We start from the raw sequence: 14788 nt of genomic DNA, 5'->3' as shown, positions 1-14788 counted from the left end.
GAATGGCGGACGTGCGCCTTTTCTGGGGCTCCTTCCTGGCGCTCTTTCTGGTGGGGGTGATCGTGGCCCTGCCGGGGGCAGCCTTGCCCGAGTGGCGGGAACGCCACGGAGTGGGCGAGGAGGTTTCCTGGTTCTTTACCGCCCTTCTCCTGGGCCTCCTCCTGGGGGTCCGCCTGGCCCAGGGGGAGAGGCGCCACCCCCTTCTTCCCGCCGCCTTGGGGCTGGTGGGCCTGGCCCTATGGGGGGTGGCCCTGGCCCCTTCCTTTACCCTGGTGGTGGCCCTGGCCTTCCTCCTGGGGCTTGGGGAAGGGGTGATGAACGTCCACGGCAACAGCCTGGTGGGGGAGCTTGACCCCGGGAAGCGGGTGGAACTCCTGAACCGGGTGAACGTGGCCTTCGGCCTAGGGGCGGTCTTCACCCCCTTTGCCCTCACCCTACTGCCCTATGCCGGCGTGCTCGGCTTGGCGGGCCTCCTGGCCTGGGTGGGGGCCCTCCTCCTCTGGCGGGCGCCAGCGGTCAAGCAAGCCCCTCGGGAAGGCGGGAAAAGGCTTTGGCCCTTTCTCCTGGCGGTGGCGGTCTACACGGGCCTGGAGGGAGCCCTGGCCGCCTGGAACCGGGTCTGGCTGGAGGGGCTAGGCCACTCCACGGCCCTGGGCGGCCTCCTCCTTTCCCTGTACTGGCTCTTCCTGGCCCTGGGCCGCCTCCTTTTGGCCAGACGGGTGGCGGGAAGCCCCTTGGCTTCCTTAAGAAACCTGCTCCTGGGCGTCCTGGCCCTCCTCGCCCTCAACCTCCTCCCCCCCGCAGCCCTCCTCTTTCCCCTGGTGGGCTTCTTCCTGGGCCCCCTTTTCTCCACCCTTTTCGCCTTGGTGCAGGCCCAATACGGCCACCGGGCCCTGGGCGGGTTGCTCTATGCGGGGGCCACGGGAAGCACCCTGATCCCTGCCCTCTTCGCCCTCCTGCCCACGGCGGGGATTCCCTATGGGCTCCTCTTCCTGGCCCTGGCCCTTTACCTTTTGATCTCCGGCCTGGAAGGGAGGGTGGCCCATGCTTAAGGCCTTGCTCTTTGACCTGGACGGCACCCTGGCCGACACCGACCCCCTGCACCTCCAGGCCTGGCGGGAAGCCCTGGCGCCCTGGGGCCTCCAGGTGGACGAGGCCTTCTACCGCAAGCGCATCTCGGGCAGGCTGAACCCGGACATCGTGCAGGACCTCCTGGGCCTGGAGGGCGAGGCGGCCCAGCGGCTCATTGAGGCCAAGGAGGCCCGTTTCCGGGAGTTGGCCCAGGACCTGAAACCCACCCCGGGGCTCCACGGGCTCTTGGCGAAGGCCGAGGCCCAGGGCCTCACCTGGGGCGTGGTGACCAACGCCCCCAGGGAAAACGCCCTGCACGTGCTTAGGGCCCTGGGGCTGAACCCGCCCCTCTTGGTCCTGGCGGAGGAGGTGGGCCGGGGCAAGCCCGACCCCCTGCCCTACCGGGTGGCCCTGGAGCGGCTGGGGATTGAACCGGGGGAGGCCCTGGCCTTTGAGGACTCCCCCTCCGGGGTAAGGAGCGCCGTGGGGGCGGGGATACCCACCTACGCCCTATTGACGGGGCACGGGAAGGAGGCGCTCCTGGAGGCGGGGGCTCTAGAGGCCCTACGGGATTTCCAGCAGATCGTGGATTTACTCTAAGGCATACCGCCGAAACGCCTCCTCGTCCCACCGGCCCTCCACCAGGTCCTCAAAGTAGAGCCAGCCCTCGCGGAAGGCGGGGAAGGAGAAAAACCCCCCCTCGGCCTTGAGGTGGAAGGCCAGCTCGTTGGGCTCGGTCACCCCCTGCTGGAAAGCCAAGAGGGCCGACTGGTAGGCGCCGAAGGCGCTTTGCGCCTGGCTTCCCACCATGGCCCGCTTCCCCTTCTCCCGGGCCAGGGCGAGCATCTCCAGGGTCCAGGTGATGCCGGTGCGGGCGGGCTTGAGGTTCAGGATGTCAAAGGTGTCCAGAAGGAGTTCCCGGCGCAGGTCCTTCGGGGTCATGGCCGAGTCGTCGGCGATGAGGGGGAGGATTTTCTTCTCCCGTAGCCTCCTCCTGGCCTCCACCTCCTCGGTGGGCAAGGGTTCCTCCACGTAGAGGAGGCCCAGTTCTCTCCAGGCCCGCAAATAGCCCTCGGCGTCCTTGGGGGAGAGGGCCTCGTTGGCGTCCGCGTAGAGCTCGGCATCCGGGAAGGCCTCCTTGAGGCGGGCGATCCGCCTGGTGTCCCCCTCGAGGTCCCGGCCCACCTTCACCTTGAAGACCCGCACCCCCGCCTCGTAGGCCATGCGGGCATCCGCCAGCACCTCCTCCTCCGGCCCCAGGCCCAGGATGTAGGCCACCCGCACCCGGTGCTTGGCGGGCTTCAGGACCTGGTAAAGCTCCTCCCCCTCGCTCCGGGCCCAGGCCTCCCAGATGGCCGTGTCCAGGGCCCCCTTAAGGGCATAGTTGAAGGGAAAGCCCTCCAAAACCGCCCGGATCGCCTCTTGGTCGTCGGCCTCGAGGCCCAAAAGCTTGGGCCTTAGGTACGCAAGCCCCGCCTGCACGCTTCCTAGGGTCTCCCCGTAGATGGTGGGGCGGATGGCCACCTCCGCCCGGCCCAGGGAACCATCGGAAAGCTCCACCTCCAAGAGGGCGTGCTCCAAGGCACCCAGCTCCGAGGCCTTCCCCCAGCGCAAGGGGGCCTTCAGGGGGATACGGAAGGGGATGAGGCGAAGGTCCTTAAGGGTCGCCATAGGGCCCATTTTAGAGGCCCTGCTCACGCAAAAAGGCCCGCACCGCCAAGACCTCCTCCTCTGGGGAAAGCCTTTCCGTATCCAAGAAGAGGGCCCTTGGGTGGCCCTGGAGGAGGCGCAAGGGGCCCAGGGGATCGTAGTTCCGCTTCTCCTCGGCCACGATCTTCAGCTTGGCCAGGACCTCCTCCAGGGGCGCCAGGGCCAAAGCCTCCTCCAGCTCCTCCGGGGCCAACACCCCCTGGGCCAGGGCTTGAAGCTCCGCCCTCTCCTCCGGGCGAAGCTCCACCCGGTCAAAGGCGTCCCGGCGGGCGAGGAGCCTCTTGAGCCTTGTGGCCTCCCGGGCGTGGAGGACCACGAAAAGCGCCTTGGGCAGGTGTTCCAGGGCGTAGGCCACCTCCGCCTCACCCCTTAGGCCGTCAAAGAGGAGGAGGGAGTGGGGCGCCACGTACCCCCGGGCCAGCACCTCCGCCACCCCCCCGGGAACTCCTCCCGGAAACGGCGGGTGAGCCGGAAGCGCTCCTCCCGGGGGATGGGGGGCTTGGCCCCATAGCGGGGTAGGACGTAAAGGTCCACGAGTTCCCTCCGGTCCGGGAGCCGGGGCAGACCCAAAGCCTCCACCAGGGTGCTCTTCCCCACCCCCGTTAAGCCCACAAGGACGAGGAGGGGAGTTTCTGGAGTAGGGCGCAACCCGATCCCGGGTTCCATGGAAAAAGGCACCATGCGAACATAGTAAATACCCCCTGGCGGCGTGCGCCAGGAGGAAAGCCCCAGAAAGCCCTTGGCCACGAGCGGAACCCCTGGCCTGCGGCAACCCCCAGGCCTCGGGGCTTGGCTGTTAGGATAGGGAGGATATGAAGCGCACCCTGGCGTTCCTGGCTTTGGCCTTGGGCCTCTCCCTGGCCCAGGCCCCCGCCTACCCGGAAAACACCCTCGGCCTCGGCTACGCCCCGGGCAAGGGGGTCTACCTGCAAGGAAGCGCCCTTTTGCCCTTTAGCCCCTTGGGGATCGACACGGGGCTAGACCTCCAAGCCCTCCTTGCCCAGAACCCCGAGGTCTTCGCCCTCCTCAAGGCCAACCTCTTCCCCGGCCTGGTCCTCATGGACCTCTACACCTCGGTGGGGCTGGGCCTGGACCTGCGCTACCCCTTCGGGGCGCACCTGGGGCCGGTGGTGAGCGTGGAGGTGCCCGGGGGGGCCCTTTCCGGCACCCTGGGCCTGGGGTACCAAAACGGGTTCCACCTGGCCTGGGGAGCGGGCTTTAGGCTTTACCTCGAGCCCCTGGCCCTGGAGGTTTCCGCTTCCGACCGCTACCCCTTTCTCCTAAGCCTCCTCTACCTCTGGTAGCCCCGTGCAGCGCCTCCCCCTTTTCCTCTTCTCCCTGCCCGCCCTCCTCACCCTGGGGGTTTTCGTCCTCTACCCCTTCCTGGACGTCCTTCGCTTTTCCACCTGGGAGTGGTCGGGTCTATCCGAGCCCAAGCCGGTGGGGCTCAAAAACTACCAGGACCTCCTCCGGGACCCCGCCTTTTGGGGAAGCCTCTGGGTAACCCTGAAGTTCATGCTCCTGGCCCTGCCCCTCTTCGTGGGGCTTTCCCTGGCCTTGGCGGTGGCCCTGGACGGGGCCCCTTACGAGCGCTTCGCCAAAAGCCTCCTCTTCCTCCCGGGCCTGGTCACCCTGGGCGGGGCCACCTTGAGCTGGTACACCCTCTTCACCCCGGAGTACGGGGCCCTGGCCCAGTTCCTGCCCATCCCCCCCTGGGACCGGGAGGGGTTCTGGGCCCTGGCCATGGTGGTCCTCTTCACCCTCTGGCGGCACCTGGGCTACGGGGTGCTGGTGGCCTCGGCCCGGCTTAAGGCCATCCCCAAAACGCTTTTGGAAGCCGCCTATGTGGATGGGGCTGGGCCTTGGGAAGCCTTCCGCCATGTGGTCCTTCCCCTCATGCGGCCGGCGGTGGCCTTCTTGGTGGTGGTGGGCACCATCCTCTCCTTGCAGTCCTACTCGGCCGTCTTCCTCCTTACCCGGGGCGGGCCTTACGGGGCCACCCGGGTGCTGGGCTACTACCTTTACGAGTCGGGGTTTGAGAACTTCCGCCTGGGCTATGCCGCCGCGGTCACCGTGGTGATCCTGGTGCTCACCCTTCTTTTCGCCTACGCCCAGCTTCGGCTTTTGCGTCAGGGGGAAGAGTAGCGGTGCCGGCGTAGGCCCTCCAGGTGGGCCTCAAAGGTGGTGTTGAGGAAGAGCTTCCCCTTGGCGTGGAAGAAGTACAGGTAGGGCCGCCCCTGGGCATCGGTGCGCAGGGGATTGAGCACCGCCAGGAGGGCCGCCCGCCCCGGGTTTCCGATGGGCCCTGGGGGAAGCCCGGGGTAGCGGTAGGTGTTGTAGGGGGAGTCGTGGGTGAAATCCCCCGCCTTCCGGGAAAGCTCCGGAAGCCTCTTGCCCAGGGCGTAGGCCACGGTGGGATCCGCCTGGAGGGGCATGCCCCTTTCCAAGCGGTTCAGGAAAACCCCGGCGATCTTGGGCATCTCCTCAGGGCTTCCCGCCTCCGCCTGGACGATGGAGGCCAGGGTCACCCAGGCGTGCACGGAAAGCCCCCGCTCCTCCAGAAGGCGCTTGACCGGGGGGGTAAGCTCGGCCTCAAAGCGGCGCAGGAGGGCCCGCACCACCTCCTCGGGGGTGGCCAGGAGGTCAAAGGTGTAGGTGGCGGGGAAGAGGTAGCCCTCCAAGGACCGGCCCTCCACGTAGGGGGGGCGCAAAGGCCCGGGCTCCTGGACCATCCTCAGAAAACCCTCCCCATCCAGCCCGGCCTGGGAAAGCCTTCTGGCGTAGTCCACCGCCCTTTCCCCTTCCGGGAAGGTGAGGGTCACGGTGAGGGGCTTCTCCCCCCCCGTGAGGGCCCGGGCCAGGCGGAAGGCCCCCTCCCCCTCGAGGCGGTAGACCCCCGGGACCAGCCTCTTGGCCCGGCCGGAGAAGCGGAGGTAGGCGGAAAAGAGGTATCCGGAGCGCAAAAGCCCTGCCTCCTCCAGAATCCTGGCCACCTCCTGGCCCGTGGCCCCCCGGGGGATGCGCACGGTGGCCTCCTTTCCCGTGGGACCCAAAAGCCAGAGGGCGTAGAGGAGGAGGAGGGCGAAGGTGAGGAAGAGGACCACCACCCCCCGCCAAAGCCACGTCCTAGAGCTTTCCCGCAAGATAGCCCTCCAACAGGATCACCGCGCTCATCTCGTCCAGCCGGCCCCTCTCCCGGCGGACCCGCTTGGGGGCGTGCTTTAGGCGCCTGGCCGCCGCCTGGGTGGTGTAGCGCTCGTCCACTAGCTCCACCTCCACCCCCCGGGCCCTGAGCGCCTCCACCAGGGGAAGGACCCGTTTGGCCTGGGCGCTTTCCTTGAGGTCAGTGCGCAAGGGGAGGCCCACCAGGAGCCTCCCCACCCCCTCCCGGCGCACGAAGTCCAGGAGGGCCGCCACGTCCTCCTCCAGGCTCTTCCGCACCAGATACCCCCGGCCGAAGGCGAAGGGGCTTCCCTCCTCCCCCACCGCCAGGCCGATCCTGGCCTCCCCCACGTCAAGCGCGCCGAGACGCATACTGCACGCTACGGTCCGCCAAGGCCACCCCCAGGTAGAGGAGGAAGACCCCCAAAGCCCTTCCCGCCTCCTCCAGTCCCACCACCCCAAAGCGGTTCAGGGTGCTGGTGGAGGCCAGGTCCAGGGCCGAGAGGAAAATGAGCCCCGTGCCCTGGGCCCTGAGGGGGTTCTTGCGCCAGAAGAGCGAGGTGGTGTAAAGGGCCACCCCCGCCATGAGGAGGGTGCCCAGGAGGTTGAAGGGGATGGTCCAGAGCCTGGGCGAGGTCAGGCTGGGCTCGGGGAAGGCCTTCCCCAGGGGGGCGTAGGGCGTGGGCAGGAGGAAGAAGTCCAAAGGCGCCGAGGCCACCAGGAAAAACCCGTAGAGGATGAAAGGGGAAAGCCCAAGGAGGAGGGTGCGGGCCGCCTTGGGGTTCAGGAGGGCCAGGCTTCCCAGGCCAAGGAAGGTGACCCCGTGCATGGCCCCGGTGAAGTACCAGAGCCGGTAGAGGAAGGGGTTCCAGGCCCCTAGGAGCTTGGCCAAAAGCTCCGCGGAAACCCCCAGGGCGAAGAGGAGGAGGCCCAAGGCGTAGAGGGCGTTGTGCAGGGCGGGCCGCCTGCGGTACCGGGCGAAGGTGAGGCCGAAAAGGGCCCAGGATAGGGCCACCGCCACCAGGCTCAAGAGCATGGCCATACGGCCATTTTACCCCGCAAGATACCCGGGATGGGTGTCTTCAGGGAAGGAGGTCTGGGAGCGCCCCTCGGGCCTTCTCCGGGTCCAGGCCGGCCCCCTGGGCCAAGGCCCCCGGCCGCCCCCCGGCCCCAGCCCGCTCCACCAGGGCCCGGAAGAGGGCCCCCGCCTCGAGGCCCCTTTCCTGGGCCCTGGGGGAGAGCTTGAGCACCGCCTGCCCACCGGAGAGGACCAGGGCGACATCCGCCCCCTTGGCCACCAGGTCGTCCGCCGCTTGGCGCAGGGCGGCCGCATCCACCCCGGAAAGCTCCACCGCCCCGTAGCGCAGGCCCCCCTTCTCGGCAAGGGCCACCTCCCCCCGGAGCTCCGCCTGCACCAGCCGGGCCTTGAGGCTTTCCACCTCCTTCTCCCTTTGGCGGAGCTCCTGAAGGAGCTTTTCCAGCCGCTCCTCCAGGGCGGCCTCGCCCACGGAGAGCTTCTCGGAAAGGGCCCGCAGGCGGTTCAGGCCCTGCCGGGCCAGGCGCACCGCCCACTCCCCCGCCACCGCCTCGATCCGCCGCACCCCGGCGGAGACCGCCTCCTCCTTCTGGATGAGGAAGGCCCCGATCTCCCCCGTGCGCCGCACGTGGGTGCCCCCGCAGAGCTCCTTGGACTCCACCCCCGGCAAGGGGCTCCCCTCCACCCGTACCACCCGCACCACCTCCCCGTACTTCTCCCCGAAGAGGGCCATGGCCCCCTCCCGCCTGGCCTCCTCCAGGGGCATGTGGTGCCAGGTGACGGGGAAGTCCGCTATGATCCAGCGGTTCACCAAAAGCTCAATCCGCTCCAGCTCCTCCGGGGTGAGGGCCTCGGGGTGGGTGAAGTCAAAGCGCAAGCGGTCGGGGGCCACCAGGCTTCCCGCCTGGCGCACGTGGGGGCCGAGGACCGCCCGCAGGGCCGCGTGCAGGAGGTGGGTGGCGGTGTGGTGGCGCTCCGTGTCCCGGCGGGCGGGGTCCACCATCGCCCGCACCCTTTCCCCCACCCTGAGGACCCCCTCCTCCACCCGGGCCTTGTGCAGGAAAATGCCCCGCTCGGTCTTCTGGGTGGTCTCCACCCGGGCCCGGCCCGAGGGCCACTCCAAGACCCCGAAGTCCCCGATCTGCCCGCCCCCTTCCGCATAGAAGGGGGTCCGGTCCAGGACCACCTGGACCTCGGTGCCAGGGCCCGCCTCCTCCAGGCTCTGATCCCCGGCCAGCAGGGCCAAGACGGTGGCCTCCGCCTCGAGGGCCCCGTAGCCCAGGAACTCCGTGGCCCCCGTTCCGCGTAGAGCTCCTCCAGCACCTGGGCGCTTTTCTTGAAGATCTCCCGCTCAAAGGCCATGGCCGCCCGGGAGCGCTCCTGCTGGGCCTCCATGGCCCTTTGGAAGCCCTCGGTGTCCACGCCGAAGCCCCTTTCCGCGGCGATCTCCACGGTGAGGTCCAAGGGGAAGCCGTAGGTGTCGTAAAGGCGGAAGGCCTCCGCCCCCGGAAGCACCTCGCCCGGCCTGAGGCCCGAAAGGAGGGTGTCCAGCCGCCTCAGCCCCCCTTCCAGGGTCTCCAGGAAGCGCTCCTCCTCGAGGCGGATCTGCTTCTCCACCGCGGGCAGGTTCTCCCGCATCTCCGGGTAGAAGTCCCCCAGGACCTCGGCCACCACCGGGGCCAGGCGGTGGAGGAAGGGGTCCTGCAGGCCCAAAAGGTAACCGTGCCGGAGGGCCCGGCGAAGCAACCTGCGGATCACGTAGCCCCGGCCGGTGTTGGAAAAGGTCACCCCGTCGGAAAGGGCCGCCACCACCGCCCGGATGTGGTCGGCGATCACCCGGTGGCTCACCGAAGCCTTGCCCTCGTAGGGCCGGCCGCTAAAGAGGGCCACCCGCTCAATGATGGGGTAGAAGGTGTCCGTGCGGTAGAAGTCCTCCACGTCCTGGAGGATGGCCGCCACCCGGTAAAGGCCCATCCCGGTGTCGATGTTCTTCTGGGGCAAGGGTTTCAAGATGCCGGGGCCGGGGATGGGGCCTTGCCGGTCGTACTGGGTGAAGACCAGGTTCCAGATCTCCACGAACCGGTCCCCGCTTCCGGTGTTGGGGCCGGTCTCGTCCGGGGTGCCAAAGGCCGGCCCACGGTCGTAGAAGATCTCGGAGCAGGGCCCGGAAGGCCCGTTGGGCCCGTGGGTGATGGCCCCCCCGGGCCAGTAGTTCTCGTCCTCCCCGAAGCGGCCGATCCTTTCCTCCGGCACCCCCACCAGGTCCCGCCAGAGGGCGTAGGCCTCGTCGTCGTCCTCGTAGACCGTGACCCAAAGCCTCTCCGGGTCCAACCCCAGCCACTTGGGGTCGGTGAGGAACTCCCAGGCCCAGAGGATGGCCTCCTTCTTGAAGTAGTCCCCAAAGGAGAAGTTGCCCAGCATCTCAAAGAAGGTGTTGTGCCGGGCGGTGCGGCCCACGTTCTCAATGTCCCCCACCCGCAGGCACTTCTGGCAGGTGGTGATGCGCCACCACTCCTTGCCCCCGAAGATGGGCTTAGCCCCTAGGAAGTAGGGCTTTAGGGGAGCCATGCCCGCCGAGGTGAAGAGGAGGGAAGGGTCGTTCTCGGGGATGAGGCTGAAGGAGGGCAGGCGCAGGTGCCCCTTGCTCTCAAAGAAGGAGAGGTACTTTTCGCGGATCTCGGCGGTACGCATGCCTTTGATTATAGGATGTCCTTATGACCGTGGAGATGCGCCGCTACCGCCTGAAGGAAGGGGCCAAGGAAGCGTTCCAGAAGGTTTTCTTGGAGGTCATCGTCCCCTTGCGCCAGGCCATGGGCTTTACGGTGCTTGGGGCCTACTGGCTTTCCGAGCGGGACTTCCTCTGGTTCGTGGGGCACGAGAACTTCGCCGAGGCGGAGAAGGCCTACTACGAGCACCCCGAGAGGAAGAAGGTGGACCCCCGCCAGTACATTGAGGCGATGGAGACCCGCTTCGTGGAAAGGCTCCTCTGACACCGGCCCCCTTCCGCGCACCTGTGGCTCCCCCCACACCCAGATCCCCCGCAAGGGGTAAGCTTGGCCCCGTGGAGATCTTCCACCTGGTCCTGCGCAACCTCTTGGCCCGCCCGGTGCGGAGCCTCCTCACCCTCCTGGGGGTCCTGATCGCCAGCGCCAGCATGGTCCTTTTCCTCTCCTTCGGGGAGGGCCTAAGGCGCTCCCTTTACCAGGAGCTTTCCCGGGTGGGGCCCGCCATCCAGGTGGTGCCGGAGGGCACGGAGGGCCTAGGCTTCGGCGGCTACCCGGAGATCACCCCCGAGCAGGCCCAGGCTCTGGCGGAGGCGGGCAAGGCCCTCGAGGTGCGGGCCCTCATCCCCACCCTCTTCCTGGCCCGGGGAGGGTTTGACCCCCAGACCTCCTTCTTCTTCCAGGGCCTGCCCCAGGGGGTGGGGCCGGACCTCCTCTACCCCGGGGTAAGGGTCCAGGAGGGCCGTCTGGTACCCACGGCGGGCGGCGCGGTGGTGGGAGGGAAGGTGGCCAAGCGGAGCCAGCTCGCCCTGGAAAGCCCCCTGCGCCTTTCCCCCCAGGTGACCCTTAGGGTGGAGGGTGTGCTGGAGGAAAGCGGGGGCCTGGCGGACAACCTGATCTTCGTACCCCTTTCCGCCTTGCAGCGGGTGCTGGGAACGGAGAACTATAGCGCCATTCTGGTGGCCCTCGGTCCCGGCCAAAGGGCCGAGGAGGTGGCCAGGGAGCTGGAAAAGGCGGTCCCCGGCCTCAAAGCCCAGACCACGGGGGACGTGATGCGCTTTGCCGAGCGCGCTTTGCGCATCAGCGACCTGGTGCGCTTCGGCATCAGCCTGGTGGCCCTGGTGGTGGGGGGGCTCCTCGTGGCCAACACCGTGATGATGTCCGTGTACGAGCGCACCCGGGAGTTCGGGGTCATGCGGGCCCTGGGGGCCAGGCGGGGCTTCATCTTCCGGCTGGTGGTCCTCGAGGCCCTCCTCCTGGCCCTCTTGGGGGGGCTTTTGGGCCTGGCTTTGGCAAGCGGCGTTTCCTACGCCATCAACCTCTACACCCTGGGCGAGGTGGGGCTCGCCCTTTCCGCCGTCACCCTCAGGCTATCCCTCTTCGCCCTTCTGGTGGCCCTGGGGCTCGGGCTCTTTGCCGGCCTCCTCCCCGCCTACAACGCCAGCCGCATCCCCGTGGTGGAAGCCTTGGGAAGGGTGTAAAGGAGCGCCATGCTTAAAGCGGAGAACCTCACCAAGCGCTACCGCCAAGGGGAAAGGGAGGTGGTGGCCCTAGCGGGCTTCACCTACGCCTTCCCCCAAGGGGCCACCGCGGTGGTGGGCCCTTCCGGGAGCGGCAAAACCACCCTTTTGAACCTGCTTGCGGGCTTTGACCTGCCCACGGAAGGGGGGGTTTTCCTGGGGGATGTGCCCCTCCACCGCCTTCCCGAGGACGGCCGGGCGGAAATGCGCCTCAAGCACATGGGCTTCGTCTTCCAGCAGTGGAACCTGATCCCCACCCTCACCGCCTGGGAAAACGTGGCCTTTCCCCTCCTCCTGGCGGGCTGGCCCCCGGCCAGGCGCCGGGAGCGGGCCTACGCGCTGCTGGAGGAGGTGGGGCTCGCCCACCGCCTCCACCACCTGCCAAGCCGCCTCTCGGGGGGCGAGCAGCAGCGGGTGGCCCTGGCCCGGGCCCTGGCCTTGGACCCCCCCATCCTCTTCGCGGACGAGCCCACGGGCAACCTGGACGCGGAGTCCCGGGAGCAGGTGGCGGCCTTGCTCTTTGCGGCGGGGCAGAAGCGCACCCTGATCCTGGTTACCCACGACCTGGAGCTGGCGGGCCGGGCGGAGCGGATCCTGTACCTCAAGGGAGGCCGGCTGGTGCGGGAAGAGGTGGTTGGGCTTTCCCGGTAGCCCCCGCCAAACCCCACCCCAGCCCCGCCAGGCCCGGGACATCCTGCCCACCCCGCCCGTGGCACAATACCCCCTATGGGCAAGCGGCTGGTGGTTGTGGGTGGTGTGGCGGGCGGGGCCTCCGCCGCCGCCAAGGCCAAGCGGGAGAACCCGGACCTCGAGGTGGTGGTCTACGAGAAATCCGCCTGGGTTTCCTACGGGGCCTGCGGCCTTCCCTACGTGCTCTCGGGGGAAATCCCCCGCCTGGAACGGCTCGTGGCCCGAACCCCGGAGGAGTTCCGCAAACAAGGGATAGCGATCCACACCCGCCACGAGGTGGTGGACGTGGACCCGGAGCTGAGGACCCTCACGGTCTTTGACCACGGGGAAGGGCGGACCTTCCAGGACCGTTACGACCACTTGGTCCTGGCCACGGGGGCCAGGCCCCTCATCCCCCCCATTCCCGGCACGGAGCAGGAGGGGGTCTACACCCTGCGGAGCCTGGAGGACGGGGAAAGGCTCCTTAAGGCCCTGGAGGGGGCCAGGAGGGCGGCCATCCTGGGGGCGGGGTACATCGGCCTCGAGGTGGCCGAGGCCTTCCGCAAACGGGGCCTGGAGGTGACCCTCCTGGAGCTCAAGAACCGCCCCCTGCCCCAATGGGACGAGGAGGTGGGGAACCTCCTTAAGGAGGAGCTGGAGCGGCACGGGGTGGAGGTCTGGACCGGGGTGAGGGTGGAGGCCCTCCGCGGCCAGGGGCGGGTGGAGGCGGTGGAGACCTCGGAAGGGGTGGTACCCGCGGACCTGGTCCTGGTGGCCACGGGGGTCCGGCCCCACACCGCCTTGGCCCAGGCCATGGGGGTGGCCTTGGGGCCCACCGGCGCCATCGCCACCGACGAGGGCATGCGCACCAACCTGGAGGGGGTCTACGCCGCCGGGGACGTGGCGGAAAGCTACCACCACATCCTGAAGCGCCCTTACTGGCTCCCCTTGGGGGACGTGGCCAACAAGCACGGGCGCACCGCCGGAAGCGTCATCGCCGGCAAGGAGGCCCGCTTCGGGGGTGTGGTGGGCACGGCCATCTTCAAGGCCTTCGGTTTGGCGGTGGCCACCACCGGCCTCCCCCTGGAGGGGGCCCTAAGGGAAGGCTTCCGGGCCAAAAAGGTCTTCATCCAAAGCCGCGACGGGGCCCACTACTACCCGGGCAGCCAGCCGCTTTGGGTGGAGCTGGTCTACGAGGAAGGGACGGGGAGGCTTCTGGGTGGGGCGGTGGTGGCCCACGGCCACGGGGCCTTGCGCATCGACGCCCTGGCCGCCCTCCTGCACCAGGGAGGCACCGTGGAGGACCTGTTGCGCTTGGACCTGGCCTACGCCCCGCCCTATAGCCCCGTATGGGACCCCCTCCTCATCGCCGCCCAGCAGGTCCGGTGAAGCGGTGTAGGTAAGGGGAGAAAACACCGCCAAAAGGTGTCAAGCCCCTTTGCCTACACCCTACACCATAACGCCTCCCGGCCCCAGACTGGGTCTGGGAGGTGAGGGATGGATCCCTTGAGCGTGCTGACCCCAGAGATGCGGCAGGAAGCGGAGGAGCTTCGGCAGGAGTGGGCCACCAACCCCCGCTGGAAAGGGGTTAAGCGGGACTACCGCCCCGAGGACGTGGTGCGGCTCCGCCCCAGCGTGAAGGTGGAGTACACCCTGGCCAAGCGAGGCGCGGAAAAGCTCTGGCAGCTTCTTCACGAGCGGCCCTACGTGCACACCTTCGGGGCCTACACCGGGGCCATGGCGGTGGAGATGGTGCGGGCCGGACTGGAGGCCATCTACCTCTCCGGCTGGCAGGTGGCCGCCGACGCCAACCTGGCCTGGCAGACCTACCCCGACCAGTCCCTCTACCCCTACAACTCCGTGCCCCAGATCGTGAAGCGCATCAACAACGCCCTGATGCGCGCCGACCAGATTGAGCGCTCCGAGGGCAAGGTGACCCGGGACTGGTACGTCCCCATCGTGGCCGACGCCGAGGCGGGCTTCGGCGGGGCGCTCAACGTCTTTGAGCTCACCAAGGCCATGATTGAGGCGGGAGCCGCCGGCATCCACTACGAGGACCAGCTGGCCTCGGAGAAGAAGTGCGGCCACCTGGGGGGCAAGGTCCTGGTGCCCACCTCCCAGCACATCCGCACCCTGCAGGCCGCCCGCCTGGCCGCGGACATCATGGGGGTGCCCACGGTGATCATCGCCCGCACCGACGCCGAGGCCGCCACCCTGATCACCAGCGACATCGACGAGCGGGATAAGCCCTTCATCCTTTCGGACGAGCGCACCCCCGAGGGCTTCTACCGGGTCCGGAACGGGATTGAGGCGGGGATCGCCCGCGCCCTGGCCTACGCCCCCTACGCGGACGTGATCTGGATGGAGACCTCCAAGCCGGACCTCGAGGAGGCCCGCAAGTTCGCGGAGGCGGTGAAGAAGGAGTTCCCGGACAAACTCCTCGCCTACAACCTCTCCCCCTCCTTCAACTGGAAGAAGTTCCTGGACGACGAGACCATCGCCAAGTTCAACCGGGAGCTGGGGGAGATGGGCTACAAGTTCCAGTTCATCACCCTGGCGGGCTGGCACACCCTGAACTACTACACCTGGGAGCTGGCCAAGGGCTACAAGGCCCGGGGCATGCCCGCCTTCGTGGAGCTCCAGCAGAAGGAGTTCCTGGCCCAGGCCCAGGGCTTCACCGCCGTCAAGCACCAACGGGAGGTGGGGGCGGGCTACTTCGACGAGGTGGTCCTGGCCCTCACCCAAGGGGAGGCCTCCACCCTGGCCCTTAAGGGCTCCACCGAGGAGGCCCAGTTCAACGAGCCCGTGCACTGAGGGGAGGCCCCTCGCCCCTCCTGCCGCCCCCAGTTCTGGGGGCGGCATCGTTTGGGGTAAGGAGCAAGAACACCGGGGCTGAT

13 protein-coding genes and 2 pseudogenes are annotated in these 14788 nt (G+C 68.4%); 9 read left to right on the top strand and 6 right to left on the bottom strand.

All coding sequences use genetic code 11. From position 1 onward, the window contains the following. The first annotated feature begins 2 nt into the window (after positions 1 to 2). On the top strand, positions 3 to 1052 hold the full coding sequence (locus BS74_RS02290; RefSeq protein ID WP_038055697.1) for an MFS transporter: 1050 nt from the start codon (positions 3 to 5) through the stop codon (positions 1050 to 1052). Continuing rightward, on the top strand, positions 1045 to 1671 hold the full coding sequence (locus tag BS74_RS02285) for an HAD family hydrolase (protein ID WP_038055695.1): 627 nt from the start codon (positions 1045 to 1047) through the stop codon (positions 1669 to 1671). The genes BS74_RS02290 and BS74_RS02285 overlap by 8 nt, the downstream gene beginning before the upstream one ends. Here BS74_RS02285 and BS74_RS02280 read toward each other — a convergent pair. Together BS74_RS02280 and BS74_RS02275 are read right to left on the bottom strand one after the other, a co-directional pair. Further along, on the bottom strand, positions 1663 to 2742 hold the full coding sequence (locus BS74_RS02280; RefSeq protein ID WP_038055693.1) for an enolase C-terminal domain-like protein: 1080 nt from the start codon (positions 2740 to 2742) through the stop codon (positions 1663 to 1665). The genes BS74_RS02285 and BS74_RS02280 overlap by 9 nt on opposite strands. Before the next feature lie 10 nt (positions 2743 to 2752). Further along, positions 2753 to 3462, bottom strand: a pseudogene (locus BS74_RS02275) (DEAD/DEAH box helicase family protein). A gap of 131 nt (positions 3463 to 3593) precedes the next feature. On the opposite strand from BS74_RS02275, the gene BS74_RS02270 reads away from it, so the two are divergent. Further along, positions 3594 to 4085, top strand: a complete 492-nt coding sequence (locus BS74_RS02270; protein WP_038055691.1) for a hypothetical protein — start codon at positions 3594 to 3596, stop codon at positions 4083 to 4085. 4 nt (positions 4086 to 4089) lie between these two features. Next, positions 4090 to 4926 (top strand): carbohydrate ABC transporter permease, encoded by an 837-nt coding sequence (locus BS74_RS02265; protein WP_038055689.1) that lies wholly within the window; start codon positions 4090 to 4092, stop codon positions 4924 to 4926. On the opposite strand, the gene mltG is transcribed toward BS74_RS02265, so the two are convergent. The 4 genes and pseudogenes from mltG to alaS form a co-directional block, all read right to left on the bottom strand. After that, positions 4911 to 5924: an endolytic transglycosylase MltG gene (gene mltG / locus BS74_RS02260; protein ID WP_038055687.1), complete on the bottom strand. Its 1014-nt coding sequence runs from the start codon at positions 5922 to 5924 to the stop codon at positions 4911 to 4913. The two genes, BS74_RS02265 and mltG, sit on opposite strands and share 16 nt — an antisense overlap. Next, positions 5908 to 6315 (bottom strand): Holliday junction resolvase RuvX, encoded by a 408-nt coding sequence (gene ruvX, locus BS74_RS02255; protein ID WP_038055685.1) that lies wholly within the window; start codon positions 6313 to 6315, stop codon positions 5908 to 5910. The genes mltG and ruvX overlap by 17 nt, the downstream gene beginning before the upstream one ends. After that, positions 6296 to 6979, bottom strand: coding sequence for a hypothetical protein (locus BS74_RS02250; RefSeq protein ID WP_038058770.1), 684 nt, complete (start codon positions 6977 to 6979; stop codon positions 6296 to 6298). The genes ruvX and BS74_RS02250 overlap by 20 nt, the downstream gene beginning before the upstream one ends. Positions 6980 to 7025: 46 nt before the next feature. Next, positions 7026 to 9670, bottom strand: a pseudogene (gene alaS / locus BS74_RS02245) (alanine--tRNA ligase). A gap of 23 nt (positions 9671 to 9693) precedes the next feature. On the opposite strand from alaS, the gene BS74_RS02240 reads away from it, so the two are divergent. The 5 genes from BS74_RS02240 (at position 9694) to aceA (ending at position 14705) form a co-directional block, all read left to right on the top strand. Further along, on the top strand, positions 9694 to 9969 hold the full coding sequence (locus BS74_RS02240) for an NIPSNAP family protein (protein ID WP_038055683.1): 276 nt from the start codon (positions 9694 to 9696) through the stop codon (positions 9967 to 9969). A 71-nt stretch (positions 9970 to 10040) separates the two neighbouring features. Continuing rightward, a complete protein-coding gene (locus BS74_RS02235; protein WP_038055681.1) occupies positions 10041 to 11183 on the top strand; it encodes an ABC transporter permease in 1143 nt (380 codons plus the stop codon). A gap of 9 nt (positions 11184 to 11192) precedes the next feature. Then, positions 11193 to 11873, top strand: coding sequence for an ABC transporter ATP-binding protein (locus tag BS74_RS02230; protein WP_038055679.1), 681 nt, complete (start codon positions 11193 to 11195; stop codon positions 11871 to 11873). Positions 11874 to 11948: 75 nt separating this feature from the next. Next, on the top strand, positions 11949 to 13280 hold the full coding sequence (locus tag BS74_RS02225) for an FAD-dependent oxidoreductase (RefSeq protein ID WP_038055677.1): 1332 nt from the start codon (positions 11949 to 11951) through the stop codon (positions 13278 to 13280). 108 nt (positions 13281 to 13388) lie between these two features. Next, on the top strand, positions 13389 to 14705 hold the full coding sequence (aceA, locus tag BS74_RS02220; RefSeq protein ID WP_038055675.1) for an isocitrate lyase: 1317 nt from the start codon (positions 13389 to 13391) through the stop codon (positions 14703 to 14705). The last annotated feature ends 83 nt before the right edge of the window (positions 14706 to 14788 follow it).

The organism is Thermus amyloliquefaciens, assembly GCF_000744885.1.
In the GTDB taxonomy this organism is placed as follows: domain Bacteria; phylum Deinococcota; class Deinococci; order Deinococcales; family Thermaceae; genus Thermus; species Thermus amyloliquefaciens.
This window is presented reverse-complemented; position numbering and strand designations above follow the sequence as displayed.

Coding starts and splice junctions, on each gene's coding strand:
- BS74_RS02280 (WP_038055693.1), bottom strand. CDS start 2,742: ATGGCGACCCTTAAGGACCTTCGCCTCATCCCCTTCCGTATCCCCCTG.
- BS74_RS02240 (WP_038055683.1), top strand. CDS start 9,694: ATGACCGTGGAGATGCGCCGCTACCGCCTGAAGGAAGGGGCCAAGGAA.
- BS74_RS02250 (WP_038058770.1), bottom strand. CDS start 6,979: ATGCTCTTGAGCCTGGTGGCGGTGGCCCTATCCTGGGCCCTTTTCGGC.
- BS74_RS02230 (WP_038055679.1), top strand. CDS start 11,193: ATGCTTAAAGCGGAGAACCTCACCAAGCGCTACCGCCAAGGGGAAAGG.
- BS74_RS02285 (WP_038055695.1), top strand. CDS start 1,045: ATGCTTAAGGCCTTGCTCTTTGACCTGGACGGCACCCTGGCCGACACC.
- BS74_RS02290 (WP_038055697.1), top strand. CDS start 3: ATGGCGGACGTGCGCCTTTTCTGGGGCTCCTTCCTGGCGCTCTTTCTG.
- ruvX (WP_038055685.1), bottom strand. CDS start 6,315: ATGCGTCTCGGCGCGCTTGACGTGGGGGAGGCCAGGATCGGCCTGGCG.
- BS74_RS02270 (WP_038055691.1), top strand. CDS start 3,594: ATGAAGCGCACCCTGGCGTTCCTGGCTTTGGCCTTGGGCCTCTCCCTG.
- aceA (WP_038055675.1), top strand. CDS start 13,389: ATGGATCCCTTGAGCGTGCTGACCCCAGAGATGCGGCAGGAAGCGGAG.
- BS74_RS02225 (WP_038055677.1), top strand. CDS start 11,949: ATGGGCAAGCGGCTGGTGGTTGTGGGTGGTGTGGCGGGCGGGGCCTCC.